The sequence below is a fragment of the Microcoleus sp. K5-D4 genome, from assembly GCF_036704575.1.
Classification (GTDB): Bacteria; Cyanobacteriota; Cyanobacteriia; order Cyanobacteriales; family Microcoleaceae; genus Microcoleus.
On the sequence record NZ_JAUBSD010000020.1, the window covers coordinates 1 to 16,563 of the forward strand.

At 45.1% G+C, this 16,563-nt stretch carries 13 protein-coding genes and 1 pseudogene; 8 read left to right on the top strand and 6 right to left on the bottom strand.

Going from position 1 to position 16,563, the window contains the following annotated elements; translation table 11 throughout:
• Window positions 1-247 precede the first annotated feature (247 nt).
• The 6 genes and pseudogenes from QUA77_RS08815 to QUA77_RS08840 all read right to left on the bottom strand — a co-directional run bounded on the left by QUA77_RS08815 (window position 248) and on the right by QUA77_RS08840 (window position 5,882).
• The gene (locus QUA77_RS08815; RefSeq protein ID WP_333035128.1) at window positions 248-418 is read right to left on the bottom strand and encodes a winged helix-turn-helix domain-containing protein; all 171 of its coding nucleotides are present in this window, start codon (window positions 416-418) and stop codon (window positions 248-250) included.
• 69 nt (window positions 419-487) lie between these two features.
• A complete protein-coding gene (locus QUA77_RS08820) occupies window positions 488-715 on the bottom strand; it encodes a helix-turn-helix domain-containing protein (protein WP_333035127.1) in 228 nt (75 codons plus the stop codon).
• Window positions 716-901: 186 nt separating this feature from the next.
• The gene (locus tag QUA77_RS08825; protein ID WP_333035126.1) at window positions 902-1,921 is read right to left on the bottom strand and encodes an IS4 family transposase; all 1,020 of its coding nucleotides are present in this window, start codon (window positions 1,919-1,921) and stop codon (window positions 902-904) included.
• Window positions 1,922-2,008: 87 nt separating this feature from the next.
• Window positions 2,009-2,195: pseudogene (locus tag QUA77_RS08830) on the bottom strand (IS701 family transposase); the annotation flags it as partial.
• Between the two features lie 96 nt (window positions 2,196-2,291).
• A complete protein-coding gene (locus QUA77_RS08835) occupies window positions 2,292-2,714 on the bottom strand; it encodes a DCC1-like thiol-disulfide oxidoreductase family protein (protein WP_333449886.1) in 423 nt (140 codons plus the stop codon).
• Window positions 2,715-2,798: 84 nt separating this feature from the next.
• Complete coding sequence (locus QUA77_RS08840) at window positions 2,799-5,882, bottom strand: PAS domain S-box protein (RefSeq protein WP_333449887.1); 3,084 nt, start codon at window positions 5,880-5,882, stop codon at window positions 2,799-2,801.
• 519 nt (window positions 5,883-6,401) lie between these two features.
• On the opposite strand from QUA77_RS08840, the gene QUA77_RS08845 reads away from it, so the two are divergent.
• The 8 genes from QUA77_RS08845 to QUA77_RS08880 all read left to right on the top strand — a co-directional run bounded on the left by QUA77_RS08845 (window position 6,402) and on the right by QUA77_RS08880 (window position 16,302).
• Window positions 6,402-7,595 (top strand): NAD(P)/FAD-dependent oxidoreductase, encoded by a 1,194-nt coding sequence (locus tag QUA77_RS08845; RefSeq protein ID WP_333035122.1) that lies wholly within the window; start codon window positions 6,402-6,404, stop codon window positions 7,593-7,595.
• Between the two features lie 3 nt (window positions 7,596-7,598).
• Window positions 7,599-7,760 carry a hypothetical protein gene (locus tag QUA77_RS08850; RefSeq protein ID WP_333035121.1) on the top strand — a complete coding sequence of 54 codons (162 nt, stop codon included), beginning with the start codon at window positions 7,599-7,601 and terminating at the stop codon, window positions 7,758-7,760.
• Window positions 7,761-7,973: 213 nt separating this feature from the next.
• Window positions 7,974-9,887, top strand: a complete 1,914-nt coding sequence (locus tag QUA77_RS08855; protein WP_333449888.1) for a S9 family peptidase — start codon at window positions 7,974-7,976, stop codon at window positions 9,885-9,887.
• A 163-nt stretch (window positions 9,888-10,050) separates the two neighbouring features.
• Entirely contained in the window at window positions 10,051-10,767 is a 717-nt protein-coding gene (locus QUA77_RS08860; RefSeq protein WP_333449889.1) for an HAD-IA family hydrolase, read from the top strand.
• Window positions 10,768-10,994: 227 nt separating this feature from the next.
• Window positions 10,995-11,618 (top strand): DUF3859 domain-containing protein, encoded by a 624-nt coding sequence (locus QUA77_RS08865; protein ID WP_333449890.1) that lies wholly within the window; start codon window positions 10,995-10,997, stop codon window positions 11,616-11,618.
• The gene (locus tag QUA77_RS08870; RefSeq protein ID WP_333449891.1) at window positions 11,619-13,409 is read left to right on the top strand and encodes an asparagine synthetase B family protein; all 1,791 of its coding nucleotides are present in this window, start codon (window positions 11,619-11,621) and stop codon (window positions 13,407-13,409) included. It begins immediately after the preceding gene.
• Window positions 13,410-13,527: 118 nt separating this feature from the next.
• A complete protein-coding gene (locus QUA77_RS08875; protein WP_333449892.1) occupies window positions 13,528-14,748 on the top strand; it encodes an alanine racemase in 1,221 nt (406 codons plus the stop codon).
• 234 nt (window positions 14,749-14,982) lie between these two features.
• The gene (locus QUA77_RS08880; RefSeq protein ID WP_333449893.1) at window positions 14,983-16,302 is read left to right on the top strand and encodes a hypothetical protein; all 1,320 of its coding nucleotides are present in this window, start codon (window positions 14,983-14,985) and stop codon (window positions 16,300-16,302) included.
• Window positions 16,303-16,563: the final 261 nt, after the last annotated feature.

Sequence of the window (16,563 nt, forward strand, 5' to 3'; positions counted from 1 at the left end):
TACAATTATGAGTTAGCTTTCAGATCTAAAATTCAAAACCTTTAATTATAACATAGATTTTTTTTGCAAGAGGTCTAATGCATCTAAAATGAATTGCCATCCCGTCAAAGAAGCAATGACTTCATTCGTCAACTTGTTTAACTCTTTTTGCACCGCTGCTCTCAACTCCTCTATGTGTTCAAATCTCAACCATTTTAATTGTTCTTTGTTTTATATCTCACTGCCATGTTTCTAAATACTCGTTAATTTATTTTTTTTTAGATTCTACCAATTTGGGGTCTCCTTTAGGATTCTTCTTTTGGGACTTTTTCCAACTAATTTGAGCTGATTCAAATAAAGAATAGTAACTTTGTTGTGATTGATAAATTACTCCATATTTCTCTTCTATATAGATAGCTAATTCTGCCAAATCCCACATTTGTCTCTGACTTAACCAGAGAATTATTTCGGCTTTTTCTGATTTACTTAAATAGCCATCCTTCCCTTTTTACCCCATTTTCAGCCCTTTCACTCCCCAAATTAAAAATTTATTATTCCATTTATTAATAAATCCCAAGGAAACGTTTAACTGTTTAATAATTTGACGAGAACATATCCCTGACAAACTCCATTTAACTACCAATGCTCGTTTAATTTCTCGATGATATGAAGTTGATTCAATAAAATCATCTAACTCTAAGTCTTGCTTTTTGCGATCGAGTACCTGGCTATCCATTTGGGCAATTCTCTGTTTATTATGCTTTTTATATTTGATCACATGGGTGTTCACAAATAAATTAGGATTGCTATAGTATTCCTCCTACCCAGTTAATAATTTTATCTATTATCTTGAATCAGAAGTGTTGAACGCTTATTGATAGGATTCTGAAAATAGACATACGAATCCTATAAAATGCTGATTTTAGCAATTGAAAACAAGTTCCTTAAACCAGTGAATATAGCTGATTTTCTCACACATAAAAGCCTGTAAATATCGTAATTTGTCTAAGAGTTTATTTCCAATTTTATCAGGAAGTTCAACTAACTGAAGCAACAAATAACAAATCAAACAGGCATAGATTTGTATCTTGATTCCATTAGTATTTTTAGTAATTAAACGAGCCAATTTTAAATGCATTTTTAAGAATTTCCACAGCAATTCAATCTGCCATCGTCTGCGATAAATTTCTCCAATTTCTTCATTGGTGTATGCTAATTCTCCTGATTTAGGTAAATTAGTGACAAACCTAAATTCAGTTCGTGTTTCTAAATCTGAAAAAGTCACTAATCTTACTTGAACTTTTCGTTGGTCACTCCACACTTCATAAGTTCCATCCTCCTTCATCTTGATAGTAGAATTATTTTTAATTCGTAGTACAAAATATTGATTTTCTTGTTTCATTAATGCTTGAACGCGTTCAGAGCTAGAAAAACCTCTATCCATTACAGCGACTCCATTTTGAGGTGTGGCTGCTATAGTTTCATCTCCATGCTCACTGTCATGACCTTGGCCAAAATGAATGTGTACTCCATCAATTATTCCCCGTTCATTGTCCGTTCCAGCAAATAATTTTACTTGATGGTATTCCTGTTGCCATAGTAATTTACTTGTCAAGGTAACTATCGTTGAATCTAAAGGGAATAAGCTGAGACAATCTTTGTTAATTAATTGACGTTTTATATCGGCTTGTAATCTTTCAAATATTTTTACAAAAACATCAATATCTCTATGCTTACTAGCCTTGGAAAAAGTTGATATATCTAGGGAAATATCTCGACTGTTTAAACGGTAAAATAGGGAACGCATAGTATCCAGACTTTGGTCAAAACTAAACCCTAGCCAGCAGGAGACAAATGTGAAGCTATCTAAAACTGGATAATCATCTTTGGGTAAATGGGCGAGATACCGTTTGACAATTTTGGGGAAGTTAGAAAATAGCATTTCAGTTAATTATTAATAATTTATAACTCTGCAATTATACATTGTTGGGCCAATTTTAGCAATCTTTTCCTATCATTCAACACTTCTGATCTTGAATAAATCTTTCGGTTCATATCGCTTTCTCAATAAAAAGCGATTTACACCCTGAATGTGAAACGTCTCCCAATATTTCTGATAACCTGCTACAACCTCCCAACTTTGGCTCTGACAGTAAAAATAAGGTGTATAGGTCTAGATTGCATTGCGCTATGGATGATTTAGTGATTTCTCTGATTGTTCGATACCTAGAAAGTAGAGAACCTATATTTATCAATTCAGTATTTTGTTATTCTGTCAATGCGTAACTCCTAGAAATAAGCTGGATTTGGTATTAGTCCCTATTATCGCAATTGTCGATCGACTTACAACCAACTGGATAAACAGATTTGTAAGTAGTCGATCGCTTGCCAAACAAAGTATAGCGGTTATCGCGGACTTGTTCGTACACACGATCGCCCATCCACTTCATCCCCGGCATTGCCCGGTAAGCAGCCACAAACACCTCCCCAGCAGGAAGTATCCGCCCGATTTCCTCCGCCGCATCGCTGCCCTGCCAGCGCCGTTCTGGGGTGTTGCCATCTATCAAAATCATCCCCATTTCGCAGTCTTGAGACGTAATCCCAAAGCTATTTAATTGCTCTAAATCTTGCATGGGAATATACTCAAACCGCTGGCCTTGGTCTAAGGTTTCTAGTAACTGTACCAAGGTAACGCACAGATTGCAATTGCCGTCGTAAATTACGTTGTAATTCATTTGATAACTTCCTAAATGGGGGATGAACTATTGCAGGAATTGCACCTTACTTACTAGCTGTAGGGTACGTAGGGGCGCACCTACCTAACTAACTATTTTTTTTACAGGAATCTCGATCGCAAATTCTGTGCCTTGACCCGGTGCAGAATCGCACTTAAGCAGCCCGCCGTGTTTTTCCACCACAATTTGATAGCTGATAGACAGCCCCAAACCAGTACCTTTACCAGGTTCTTTCGTAGTAAAAAACGGATCGAACAGCCTTTTGTGAACATCTATCGGAATCCCCGGCCCGTTGTCAGCAATCCGAATCACAATATGAGAAGGATGCCGCATTGAATCATCAGAAACAGCAGACTCTGCCTGCATCAAAGCATCCTGTTCATATTTTACATCCGTACAAATCCGCAGCGTCGGCGAAGGACAATAAGGAATAGGCGCCAGTTGTCCCTCTGCCCAGTGTCCAGTCTCCATTGCCTCTTCCAAAGCATCAATTGCATTCCCAATAATATTCATAAAAACCTGATTCAACTGTCCTGCATAACACTGTACGCGGGGCAAATTGCCGAACTCTTTGAGGAGCACAATTTTAGGACGCCCTGCCGTTTCTTTCAACCTGTGCTGCAAAATCAACAAAGTGCTTTCAATCCCTTCGTGAATATCCACCTGCTTTTGTTCGGCTTCATCTAATCGCGAAAAATTCTTTAAGGACAGCACAATTTGGCGAATTCGCTCGGCTCCCATTTTCATAGAATTTAACAGGTTCGGCAAATCTTTGAGCAGAAAATTTAAATCTACATCATCTATCTCTTGTTGAATTGCCGGTGTTGGGTTCGGGTATTCCTGCTGGTAAAGTTGCAGCATTTTTAGCAAGTCTTTAAAGTAATCGTCAGCGTGCATGACGTTGCCGTAAATAAAGCTAACTGGATTGTTTATTTCGTGAGCTACGCCAGCGACTAATTGCCCCAAACTTACCATTTTTTCATTTTGAACCATCATGCTTTGAGTTTTATGCACGTCCCGTAGGGCTTTTGCCAATTCTAGATTTTTAGCCCTCAATTGACTTTCGGAAAGCTGCACCGCTTCTTCGGCGTGTTTGCGCTTGGTAATATCTTTGCGAATTGCTACATATTGATGAGGTTCTCCGCTGGTATTTAAGCAAGGTACAATCGTAGTATCCAACCAGAATAATGTACCGTCTTTAGCTTGATTTTTCATTTCTCCCCGCCAAACCTTTCCCTGGCGGATGGTTGACCAAAGCTGCTTAAAAAAATCGGCTGGGTGATAACCCGAATTAACAAGTCTGTGGGTTTTGCCGATCAATTCTTCTCGGGAATATTTAAATAGTTCGCAAAATTGATCGTTGACATAGGTAATGGAGCCAAATTCGTCGGTATTAGAGACAATCGCCGATTGATCCAAAGCAAATTTTTCAAATTCCAACTCTTTGAGAGTTTGGCGCAATTCTGCTTCGGCTTGTTTGCGATCGCTAATATCGGTAATCATTCGTAAAACCCCGGAAAATTCGCCCTCAGCGTCGAACATCGGCGTCGCCGACACAATCGCCCACAAGTGAGATCCGTCTTTGCGAGTAAACTTAAAATCGTGGCGTTCGCGAATGCCTTCCCGCCTGCGCTGGACGTAACTTTCTGCTATTTCCCTAGATTCGCAGTCCATAAACTCAAATAGCGATCGCCCCAGCATTTCCTCCACAGTATACCCCAGCATTTCGGCCATCCGAGAGTTAGCAAAAGTCGTGATACTTTCGCTGTCAAACATCCAAACGCCCTCCGAAGCCGTCTCGACAATGCAGCGGTAATAACTCTCGCTTTCCCTGACGGTTGCCTCTGCTTGCTTGCGATCCGTAATATCAGTTTGCACCGCAATAAAACCTTCGAGTTCACCATTTTCTTGATAAATGGGGGCGATTGAAAGCGCCACCCAATAACCCCTTCCATTCTTTTTGTAATTGTAGATTTCCTGATTAAACGGCACCCCCGCAGACAAAGCCGATCGCAGTTGAGCAATAGTTAGCGGGTCCGTTTCAGGGCCTTGCAGTACATCACCTGGTTTTTTTCCCTGCATTTCTGCCAGCACATAACCACTAATGCGAGTAAATCCTTCATTCACCCATTCAATGCAGCCTTGAGCATCAGTAATAATCACACCATTTTGCGTTTTTTGAGCCACAATGGCCAAGCGCGACAATTCGGTTTCATTTTTTTTTCTTTCCGTAATATCTTCAGCAATACCCAGAATGTACTTAGGCGCGCCTGAATCGTCAAACAAAGGAACTTTTTTCGTGTGCAAAATCCGCTTTCCCCCGCGCGGAAGTTCGATAGTTTGTTCGGGCAAATCGACGCCTTTTCTCGTTGCCAGCACTTCTAAATCTTGGGCTTGCAAGTAATTGGCATGATCTGGCTCCAACAAGTCAGCAGCATTGTTTAAGAGCACTTCATCCCTGGAATAGCCAAACAATTCTTCGCTAGCAGTATTCCAATAAATAAATTTTTGCTCTACAGCATCTTTAATAAAGACACTAATCGGTAGATTTTGCAGTACCGCATTGAGAAAATCTTGAGTGTTTCGCAGTTTTTCCTCAGCTCGCTTTCGTTCAGTAATATCCAAAATCACTCCGTCGAGATAAACAACCCGACACAGAGAATTTGCGATCGGCGAAATCGGCGAAACCTGCGAAACCACAGCCGACAAAAAGCCCTCAATTTCCCCTTGTCCCTCTTGTCTTCCTCTCGCCTCGTCCGCCTCGCAGCAAACAGCTTTGCCTTTTTCGTAAACCCAGCTAATGCCGCCGTCAGCCCGGACAATCCGGTATTCAAGGATGTACGGAGTTCGAGTTTCTACACTTTTTTTGACAACAGCATCCACATTTTTGCGGTCTAGAGGATGGATAATGCTTGCCAAGGAACGGACGCGATCGTTGATAAAATCAGAAGAGGGATAGCCTGATATTTCTTGAACAGCCTCGCTCAAAAACGCCGTTGTCCGTGTTAATTCCCCGGCGTCCGTATACTCGCAGGTACAGCGGTAGACAGCACCGGGAATATTAGCTACTAAATTTTTATATTTTTCTTCGCTTTTTAACAAAGATGAGCCGTCTTCGTTATTGTGATCGTCGTTCTTAAATTTAGAAGAATTGGAAGAAATTTGCATGGTTTTTTTTCACTTGTAAGTGCGAGGGCAAGTGTGAGAGTAGATGACCCTATAAAAAGTGAATTTAATTTGCGTAACAATTCGTTATAAACTAATATAGTACAAAATTAGTTCTGCGAACATTCAGAAAACTTGAGGGTGGCTAATAGGTAGAGCTAATCAAGGCTAGAGATGTAGAAAACACTTCGCCAACGAATTTTCTAACGAATTTAAAGGATTTAACTGAGATGTTCCACCATTCTCCATAAGCCTTTTAGGAGCGGGCTAGAAGGGCCCACCGCACAAGAAATTCATTCTTTGTGGAACAGGCCCGAAAGCCTGTTAAGTGAGAATGGTGCAAGATGTGAGTTTAACGGATTTAAGGAATGGATGTTGAGGATCGAGGGAAAGAGCGAAGATTTTCCCACTTTCCCACTCTCCGACTCTCCCACTCCCCCACTCTCCCCCTTCCCCACTCCCTCACTCTCGTTAGAATAAGATAAGTTTCCTTGCTACCGATCGCCCCTCAAACAAAACACCATGACTCAACAACAACCCCGGATTTGCATTCTCGGCGGAGGCTTCGGCGGACTCTACACAGCCCTGCGCTTGAGTCAGTTACCCTTCTCCAAAACCGAAAAACCCGAAATTGTCCTAGTTGACCGCCGCGATCGATTTTTGTTCGTTCCCCTGCTGTACGAACTCCTGACCGGCGAACTCCAAACCTGGGAAATTGCCCCCCCGTTTGCCGAACTCTTGGAAAACACAGGCGTGCGCTTTTGTCAAGGCACTGTCTCCGGCATCGATGTGGAGGAAAAGCGAGTGCAGTTGCACGACGGGCCAGAAATTCCGTGCGATCGCCTGGTTTTAGCTTTAGGCGGCAAAACCCCTCTAGATATGGTCAAGGGTGCGGTTGAATATGCTTACTCGTTTCGCACCCTCGACGACGCCTACCGCTTAGAAGAAAGACTGCGGTTTTTAGAAGCCAGCAACAACGACAAAATTCGGGTGGCGATCGTCGGGGCCGGTTATTCAGGAGTAGAATTAGCTTGTAAATTAGCCGATCGACTCGGAGAAAAAGGTCGCGTGCGGTTAGTTGAGCAAAGCGACATGATTCTGCGGACATCACCGGAGTTTAACCGCGAAGCCGCCAGCCAAGCTTTAGAAAAACGGAAAGTGTGGATCGACTTAGAAACAGAAGTAGAGGCGATCGAAGCGGACACAATATCCTTACTTTACAAAGGACAATTAGATGTTCTCCCCGTAGACATAGTGCTGTGGACAGTAGGAACTCAAGTTAGTCAAGCAGTACGATCTCTACCCCTCAAACAAAACCAGCGCGGTCAATTAATCGTCAATCCGCAGATGCAAATTATCGACCATCCAGATATATTTGCCTTGGGAGACTTAGCTGAATGTTACGATGCAACGGGTCAAAAAGTCCCCGGAACAGCCCAAACAGCCTTCCAGCAAGCTGACTACACCGCCTGGAACATTTGGGCCTCCCTCACCGGCCGCCCATTACTTCCTTTCCGCTATCAGCCGCTAGGAGAAATGATGACATTAGGAATTGACAACGCCACCCTAGCCGGTTTAGGAATTAAACTCGACGGACAACTAGCCCACATTGCTCGCCGCTTAGCTTATCTCTATCGGATGCCAACATTTGAGCATCAGCTAAAAGTTGGTTTTAATTGGATTAGCAAGCCGATTCAAGAGTTGCTTAAAAGCTAATCAATGCTTCTTCAAATAGATACAGCAGATTCTACGTTTATGAAGTACACCCCCGATCGATCGATACCCGTAGGGGCACTCCAAGAGTCCAAAGCCTGTCAATTTAAGGCTGTTTCCCTCAGTCCGTCAGTCCGGCAGGGGTTTCAACCCCTGCCTCAAAGCTGAAGTCCTCTAAAAGAGGACTAATAGACATCTCCTAATAAAATTTGGGAAGCCTTGCCGTATTTGGACAAAAACATCATTTTGGGAGATGTCTAATGAATTATTCAGTCCTCTTTTAGAGGACTTTAGCTATAAGCCCCGTGGAATTCATTCCCTGGCGGACTGGCGGACTGGCGGGCGAGTGCATCAGCTAGAGAATCTTAGCCCAAATAAAAAATGCAAAATTTAACATTTCAACACCAAAAAACAGAAGTTCCGCCCCTAATTCAGCGGGAAATTCTGTTCGGAAACCCAGAAAAAACTAGCCCCAAACTTTCACCCGACGGCAAGTATCTCGCCTACATTGCACCCGATGAACAGAACGTTTTGCAAGTGCAATTGCGTACCGTCGGTCAAGCAGACGATCGCCAACTAACAGCCGATAAAAAACGCGGCATCCGCATCTTTTTCTGGACTTACAGTGGCGAAGAACTCATTTATCAGCAAGATATTGATGGTGATGAACAATGGCATTTATTCTCAGTCAATATCCAGTCAAATCAGGTTCGCGACTTGACACCATTCCAAGGTGTTCGAGCTCATCGGATCGCCCTTGACCGCAACTTCCCTAATGAAATTTTAGTGGAAATGAACATCAGCGATCGGCGCAAACACGATCTTTACCGCATCAATCTGCAAAACGGTGCAGTTGAACTCGACACCGACAACCCAGGTAACATCGTCAATTGGGCTGCTGACGCCCACTTTCAAGTGCGGGCGGCCACAGCCACAACTGCCGACGGCGGTAAAGAATTGCTATGGAGGGAAACTGCGGACAAGTCTTGGGAAAGCCTGCGAAGCTGGGGTCCCGACGACGAAGGCGCTGCCGTCATGTTCTCAGAAAACGGCAAAATTCTCTACATCCGAGGCGATCACGATGCTAACGCCGAACGTTTGATCGCATTCGATTTGGAAACCAAGCAAGAAAGTTTGATCGCCTCTGATCCAGAATACGATGTCGGCGATATTTTGATACACCCGACCAACCGAGAGATTCAAGCAGTTTCCTTCTACAAAGACAAGCAAGAGTGGCAAATTTTAGATCAAAGCATAGCAGAGGATTTTGAGAATCTCGGCAAATTCCGTCCCGGCGAATTCTCCATCACCAGTCGCAACCTCGCCGACACTACTTGGCTAATTGCTTACAGGACAGACGACGGCCCAGTCTACTACTATACCTACGATCGCGCTTCCAAAACTTTCACCTTTCTGTTCAGCAACCAACCCAAACTCGAAGGGCTACAACTATCATCAATGGAACCCATTTCTTACACCGCAAGAGATGGTTTAACCATTCACGGCTACCTGACAAAACCCGTTGGTGTCTCAACGCCCGTACCGACAGTCTTGCTGGTTCACGGCGGCCCCTGGGCACGCGATACCTGGGGTTACAATCCACAAGCCCAATGGCTGGCAAACCGAGGTTACGGCGTTTTGCAAATCAATTTTCGCGGTTCCACCGGTTACGGCAAAGCCTTCCTCAATGCCGGCAATCGCGAATGGGCAGCTAAAATGCACGACGACTTGCTAGATGGCGTAAATTGGCTGGTAGAAACAGGAATTGCCCAACAGGATAAAATTGCGATTATGGGCGGTTCTTACGGTGGTTATGCTGCCTTAGTGGGATTGACTTTTAGTCCCGATGTTTTTGCCTGCGCCGTCGATATTGTCGGGCCAAGCAATTTGATTACACTGCTGCAAACTATTCCCCCTTACTGGGAACCGAGAAAAGCCAGCCTGTATCACCGCGTGGGCAATTTGGAAACAGAACCAGAGTTTTTGAAATCGATCTCGCCTTTATCTTTTGTCGATCGCATTCAGAAACCTTTACTCATCGCCCAAGGCGCTAACGACCCGCGAGTTAAATTACCAGAAAGCGAGCAAATTGTCAATGCCATGAAGCAAGCCGGCAAACCTGTAGAATACGTGCTTTATACAGATGAAGGACACGGATTTGCGCGGCCAGAAAATCGGCTGCACTTTTTTGCGATCGCCGAAGAATTCCTAGCCAAATATTTAGGAGGCAGATTTGAACCTGCGGGCAACATTGCCAATCATTCTGGTGTGGTGAATCCGCAAACAACTAATTAGAAGGAAGAAGGAAAAAGGAAGAAGAAAGAAAGAATTATTCAAATCTCTTTTCTCTTCTCTTCTCTTCTCTTCCTCTGTGTTCTCTGTGTCCTCTGTGGTTAAATCATTCCGATGCAACCGGATGTGCGATAAGTCCTCTTTCCTCTTCCCTTTTTCTTCTAAAATGACCAAAATTATTTTTCTAGATGCCGCAGGTACACTATTTGATGTTCGCGGTAGCGTCGGCGAGGTATACGGACAAATAGCTAAGAGTTTTGGAGTAACAGTTAAGAGTGAAGAGTTAAATGCAGCATTTTCCCAAAGCTTTGCCTCAGCAAGTCCGATGGCATTTCCAGGGAGAGAAGCGGCAAAAATTCCCCAATTAGAATTTGAGTGGTGGCAAACAGTTTCCGCAAAAGCATTCCAAATAGCAGGCATTTTCCACCAATTTTCAGACTTTTCCACATTCTTTGTGGAACTCTACGCTCATTTTGCCACCGCCGAACCTTGGTTCGTCTATCCCGACGTATTGCCAGCATTAAATAAATGGCAGCAACAAGGAATTGAATTGGCAGTAGTATCCAATTTCGATTCCCGAATTTATGCAGTATTAAAAGCACTAAATTTAGCTGCATATTTCACATCAGTGACAATTTCTACCGAGGTTGGTGCAGCAAAACCAGACTCTCAAATTTTTACTGCTGCTTTGCAAAAGCACAACTGCACTGCTGAGAATGTGTTGCATATCGGCGACAGCTTCAAAGCAGATTATTGTGGTGCTAAAAATGCAGGATTAAACGCAATTTGGTTGAATCGCCAACAGGAAACAATAGATTCAGGAAAGTGGAATTTAACTGATTCCCAAAAAGTAGAAGAGTGTCCTAGTCTGGATTTTATATAAGTCAGTCCTAGACACACTCCTACAAAAAACCAGGTTTTGCATGAGTCCCGATGCGTCCAGGACTATAAATATGAATTTTATGAGGTTAAGGTTATGATTTTTATGAATTGACTTAGAGAGCTGTTTATTGAATAATATGGATAATTTAACCACAGAGAGCGCAGAGGGCGCAGAGGAAGAGAAGAGAGGGGTGATTTATATATCTAATTTTAACTGGAAAGAACTTTATGGAACCTCGACTTACTCAAACTCAATTAGCACAGGTGATCGCTGAGATCGACAAGTTATCGCAGCAGCGCGAGTTAGAATTGGCCCCGGATCAGGTAAGAGAAATTTTACGGGAGTTGAATCTGCCTGATGAGCTTTTAGAAGATGCGATCGCCCAAATGCGCCGCCGCGAAGTCCTAGAAAAACAGCAGCGACGCAACCGCTGGATCGCGATCGCCTCCACAGCCGTTGTCATTTCTGCGATCGGTATAGGCGTGCTGTTCGGGCAAAATCAGCAGCAGCAAACTGCTCAAATTGTCGCAGGAGAAGACCGAATTGCCCTATCTCAAAAGGGCGGTGACAGCCTCACTCAAGTCAACCGTCAAATTAATCCCCGCATCTACTACCAGGTGACGTTGCAAAATGCCCTGATCGGTCGTGAGTTGTCTTTACAATGCGACTGGATTAATTCTAGCGGTCAAACTGTGCATCAGGGCAGGTATCAAACTCGCACGATCGATACTGCGGTTTGGAATACCCACTGCTATTACGATCTCGGATCTGCTGCCGCCCCAGGCAAATGGGAAGTGCGGATGTCCCTGGATGGGCGCGTCATCAGCAGTGAACCTTTCACGGTGAAATAGATGGGTGCGATCGACAAACCTTCACATTTTATCGGCTATTGGGGACTGGACGATTCCCTACGGGATAGCTTCGCTTCACGCACAAAAATGCTCAGCCGTTTAGCCCCAGATTACTGCATTCGGCAGGGCAAATTATCCGAGTGGGCGATCGCCTCTGCATCTGTACTCACCGCTGACACAGTGACGCTGAATGCTTGCGGGCGATTTCAGCCAACCGATTTACCGGGAGATGCTTGGGCGGCGGTAGAAGCGAAACAGCTACGGCTGGGGCGCGATCCGTTTGGGCGAGTGCCGTTGTACTGGATGCAGTTGGGAGAAACGATTTGGTTTTCGACGCAAATGCAATTGCTGCTACCGCTGATTGCTTCCCCTCAAATTAGCCCGATCGCCCTCCACAGCTATGCTTGCTTTTCCTACGTACCCGCGCCGTTAACTCCGATCGAGCAAATTGCATCCGTAGCAGCCGGAAGCGAGATGATTTGGGAAATCGCCGATGTTAACGATCGGCCGAAAGTACGCGCGGCGAAGCTATCCTCTAGGGAATCGCTGCAATCGGCTTGGCAAGAAGCGCCCCAATTACTGCGCCGTGAGGATGAGGCGATCGCACAATTGCAAGGGCTGTTGCAACAGGCGATCGATCGACAAGTGGCCGATTTGCCGATCGACGAACCTGTAGGCGTTTTACTCTCCGGTGGCATCGATTCTTCCCTGGTGACAGCGCTGCTAGTTAAAGCAGGCTTGCAGGTGCGCGCCTATGCCCTCGATTTTGGTGTAGAAGTCTATTCCGAACTGCCCTACGCGCAACAGGTGGCCGACTTTTTCCAGATTCCGCTGATCCGGGTGGCGGCGACGGGCGATGCAGTTTTGCGCGCGATCGGGCCAACCGCCAAAGCCCTCGATTTACCCTATGGAGATGGCACGACGGCTGCACTGTTTTTGCTCAAACAGGCGGCGGCGCAAGACGTGCGAGTTGTATTCAATGGCGAGAATGGCGATCAGCTATTTGCTGGATGGACAAACAAGCCTTTGATTGCAAACGGAGTTTACACTGCAGAACATCCCGCCGGAGGAGAGACTTTTGAACAGCAGTATTTGCGGACATTTCAGCGATTTTATGGTTATGAAAAACAGATTTTTTCGCCAGAAATGCTCGATCGCATCCAGTCTCACGATTTGAGCGTTTACCTGCAAGACGCGATCGATCCCGAAACCTGTCCTTCCCTGCTAGCGAGGCTGCGGCGCGCTTCGCTGATGCTCAAAGGTGCCCAAAATATTCAGCCGAGGGCAACGGCATTGGCGTTTGCTTGCGGTTTGTGGGTGCGATCGCCCTTCTGCGACCCCGACCTCACAGCATGGACGTTTCAACTCCCTGGCGAGCTGCTGCTGCAAGGTGCGTGCGAAAAATACATCCTCAAAAAAGCTGCCGAACGCTGGCTGCCGCCGGAAATTGTCTGGCGGGAAAAGCGCGGGATGGGTGTGCCGTTAAAGGTTTGGTATTACCGGGAGTTTTGGGCTGCGATCGGCGATCGGCTGAATCCGAATCTGTTGCGATCGCAAAATTGCTGGCAGCCCCATTTGGCCGACGCGATGTTATCGGGACAACTCGGAGTTGCTATGCGCGATCGCTATATTGGCAATAATCTCTGGCTGCTGCTGATGTGGCAGGCATGGCGAACCGAGGTTTTAGGCGAAATTCCGGTTAAGCGATCGCTGGATCATGTGTTTTGGTTGCCACCTGCGATCGGGCAACGCATTTGGAAATATCGAAGACAGTTGACAGTTGACAGTTGACAGTTGACAGTTGATTTTACAATCTTCCCTGTTCCAAACATCCGTTAAATCCGTTACAAAATCCGTTGTCAAACATCCGTTACATCCGTTAAATAATCCGTTGCCGAACTTCTTCTATATGACTGAATCTTTGCTACAGAATGAAACCAAAATACATTCGCCGCCGTTCTCGGAAGCATTAGCCAAGCGACTTTTGTCAACTTATGGTTCGCCTTTATATGTGTATCAGGCCGAGATCCTCAATCAGACTCTTGAGCACATTACGCGATCGATCGACTATCCGCACGTTCAGTTTCATTTTGCTACTGTCACCAACGGCAATATTGCTCTTTTGAAATTGATTCAGCAGGCTGGTTGGGGGCTACACGCGAATACACCGGGGGATGTGTTTTTGGGACTGAAAGCGGGTTTTACGAGCGATCGCATTGTCTACACCGGCAGTAACCTCAACAGGGCGGATATTCAGCAATTGATTGAATGGAAGATCGATCGATTCAATTTCGATAGTCTGTCGCAACTCCAGGATTTTTGCGAATATTCGCGCAGTCAACCGCGATCGATCCGTGCCGAAATCGGACTGCGCCTCAACTCACCGGAATTGACGGGAGACAGTCGGATTGGAGTGCGTCCCGCCGAATTCGAGAAAGCCAACGAAATCGCGCAGCAGCAGGGGTTGAGGATTACCGGATTGCATTTTTATCGGGGGACAGGAACGAATGCCACAAGTGCTTTTACCCAGGCGATCGATCGGCTAATTGCGATCGCCCAACAGTTACCCGATTGGAAAACCCTCGATTTTGGCGGTGGTTTTGGCTATCCCTATCGAGGCGGTGCGGTGTTTGACTGGCGGGAGTTTGGTGCGGCGATTACTGAACGATTGAGTGCGCTATCTCGCCCGATCGAATTGGTGATTGAACCGGGACGATCGGCGATCGCAGGTTGTGGCGTTTTGCTTGCGAAAGTTGTGTCGGTGAAGTGGTTGGGCGCGCGGCAAATTGTCGGGGTGGATACGACTGTATCAAATCTATCGGTGCCTGCGGTGCACGGTGGCTATCGGGCGATCGCAACTTGGGAAACCGACGATGTATCGCGACATGAAACGGATATTTGCGGCAACACGACTTATTCGCGGGATTATTTGGGGCGCAACTGTTGGCTACCGAAACTCAAAATTGGAGATGCGATCGCGATTTTGGATAGCGGGGCTTACGGCTATGCGATGTCGTCGCATTTTCTGCACCGCCCCCGCCCTGCTGAGGTGTTGATTGATGCTAAGGGCGATCGATTAATTCGACAGCGAGAAGACTATTCTATTTTATTAAACGGGCAAATATTTTAATAGGGCATTGGGCATTGGGCATTGGGCATAGTTTCTTCCTTCTTGCGACTTCCATCGGACTGACATCCGTTACATCCGTTACATCCGTTACAGAATCCGTTGCCGAACTTCATTCTTCCTTCTACTTATTATCTCTCTTCTCTTCCTCTGCGCCCTCTGCGGCCTCTGCGGTAAAACCATTCCAAAACAACCGTCAACGATATAAATCCATTAAATCAATCAGGAGTAACCGAAATGGGAATGAAATGCGTCCAGTGTAATACCGACAACATTTTGAGCGATCGTACCACCAACTCAGGTCGCTGTAAACAGTGCAACCATCCGTTTGTGTTTGAACCCACTACCGTCACTGATAAAAAGTTGGCATTCACCGATCCCTTTTTCAAAAATGTGATCGAAAAGATTTCCAGCCAAAATATGTTGTTTTTTACCCACAAACAGTTTTTGTATTTTATTGACCAAAAGCTTAAATCTCGCGTGCCACAAACCACTTGGATTGTTTTATACTTCTTTTATGGCGTATTTGTGGGCATCTTCGCCCTTAACTGGGCTCCTGCTATTTTTCCGTCACAATTCGCAGTTGTTATTCCCTTCGCTCTCTACAATTTGATTTGGATATGGGTAGTTTTCAACTACAGCAAATCTCCTACTCAAGGTATTCGCGGCAGAAGAAATAATGCTAAAATTCTCCAGATATTAGGGGTAATTATTTTAGTGCTGGGCATTTCAGGAAGCCTGATATTTGATTATTTTTCAGGATACATCGTAGCGATTACACTAGGGCTATTTTCCTACTGGCTCGGCATTTCACAAAAAAATCGCCTACACGAAATTAGTGAAGTATTTATTGTCAATGCAGCGCAGAGCGATAAATGGCTGCGAGACTGGCAAACAGTCAACGGCACATTAGAAAAACTGCTCCCTGCACCTCGTCAAGAAGCTTTACCCGCCAGCATCGATCGCGAAGTTAGCGCCTACAGCTTCGATCGCGCAATTATCTGTGACAGTGACGAAATCGCTCAATTCCTGATTGCCAACAACGTCCATTTTGAGAATAACTGCGCCATTCTTAGTATTAGTGGCTATCCCCAAAGCATCTTCAACACCGTAATCGAAATGCTGCGACGCAATGCCGATTTAAAAGTCTATGCGCTGCACGATGCGAACCCTGCTGGAGTTAGTTTAGTACATCAATTACGAACCAGTCCAAACTGGTTTGCAAATCAAGCCGTCACGATTTTGGATTTGGGAATTTCTCCCCGTCAAATCTTAGCAACCCGTGATATGTTTGTGCAGCAATCTCAAACAATGGCACAAACCGCCCGTCAATTACCCGACGCTGTAAGGCAAAGTTTAACAGCAGAAGAACTAGCATGGCTGGAGGCAGGCAATTTTGTGGAATTAGAATCGTTTACGCCACAGCGGTTGTTGCGCGTGGTCAATTATGGACTTGCCCAGAGTGGCGATCCGCAGACCAATGACGGCTTAATATTAGTGGATAATGCTGTCGGGTATGGTGATGGCTATGTGTTTGTCTCCGATAGTTTTGGTTAGGGCGTGCTTTCAAACTTTACTAGCAGAAACGCACAAGCAGCTATATACTCTGTTAGCAAAATTGTTCCAATAAGCATTAGCAATTTTTGGAAAAGGAAAAGGTAATACATTACACTTATTGGTAATAAGCTTAAAAAGCGTTGGAATTTAGTCTGAGTAAGATTTTTAGCTATCTTTAGTGAAAATCATAGAACGCTGATATTTGTAAGAACTTCAAGGATTTTCAAAGGAGGAGCAAAAAAACAGAGATTCACTCGCTGA

Bases quoted from the DNA above. Each gene is read 5' to 3' on its own strand.
- QUA77_RS08815 (WP_333035128.1), bottom strand. From the start codon at position 418: ATGTGGGATTTGGCAGAATTAGCTATCTATATAGAAGAGAAATATGGA.
- QUA77_RS08820 (WP_333035127.1), bottom strand. From the start codon at position 715: ATGGATAGCCAGGTACTCGATCGCAAAAAGCAAGACTTAGAGTTAGAT.
- QUA77_RS08825 (WP_333035126.1), bottom strand. From the start codon at position 1,921: ATGCTATTTTCTAACTTCCCCAAAATTGTCAAACGGTATCTCGCCCAT.
- QUA77_RS08835 (WP_333449886.1), bottom strand. From the start codon at position 2,714: ATGAATTACAACGTAATTTACGACGGCAATTGCAATCTGTGCGTTACC.
- QUA77_RS08840 (WP_333449887.1), bottom strand. From the start codon at position 5,882: ATGCAAATTTCTTCCAATTCTTCTAAATTTAAGAACGACGATCACAAT.
- QUA77_RS08845 (WP_333035122.1), top strand. From the start codon at position 6,402: ATGACTCAACAACAACCCCGGATTTGCATTCTCGGCGGAGGCTTCGGC.
- QUA77_RS08850 (WP_333035121.1), top strand. From the start codon at position 7,599: ATGCTTCTTCAAATAGATACAGCAGATTCTACGTTTATGAAGTACACC.
- QUA77_RS08855 (WP_333449888.1), top strand. From the start codon at position 7,974: ATGCAAAATTTAACATTTCAACACCAAAAAACAGAAGTTCCGCCCCTA.
- QUA77_RS08860 (WP_333449889.1), top strand. From the start codon at position 10,051: ATGACCAAAATTATTTTTCTAGATGCCGCAGGTACACTATTTGATGTT.
- QUA77_RS08865 (WP_333449890.1), top strand. From the start codon at position 10,995: ATGGAACCTCGACTTACTCAAACTCAATTAGCACAGGTGATCGCTGAG.
- QUA77_RS08870 (WP_333449891.1), top strand. From the start codon at position 11,619: ATGGGTGCGATCGACAAACCTTCACATTTTATCGGCTATTGGGGACTG.
- QUA77_RS08875 (WP_333449892.1), top strand. From the start codon at position 13,528: ATGACTGAATCTTTGCTACAGAATGAAACCAAAATACATTCGCCGCCG.
- QUA77_RS08880 (WP_333449893.1), top strand. From the start codon at position 14,983: ATGGGAATGAAATGCGTCCAGTGTAATACCGACAACATTTTGAGCGAT.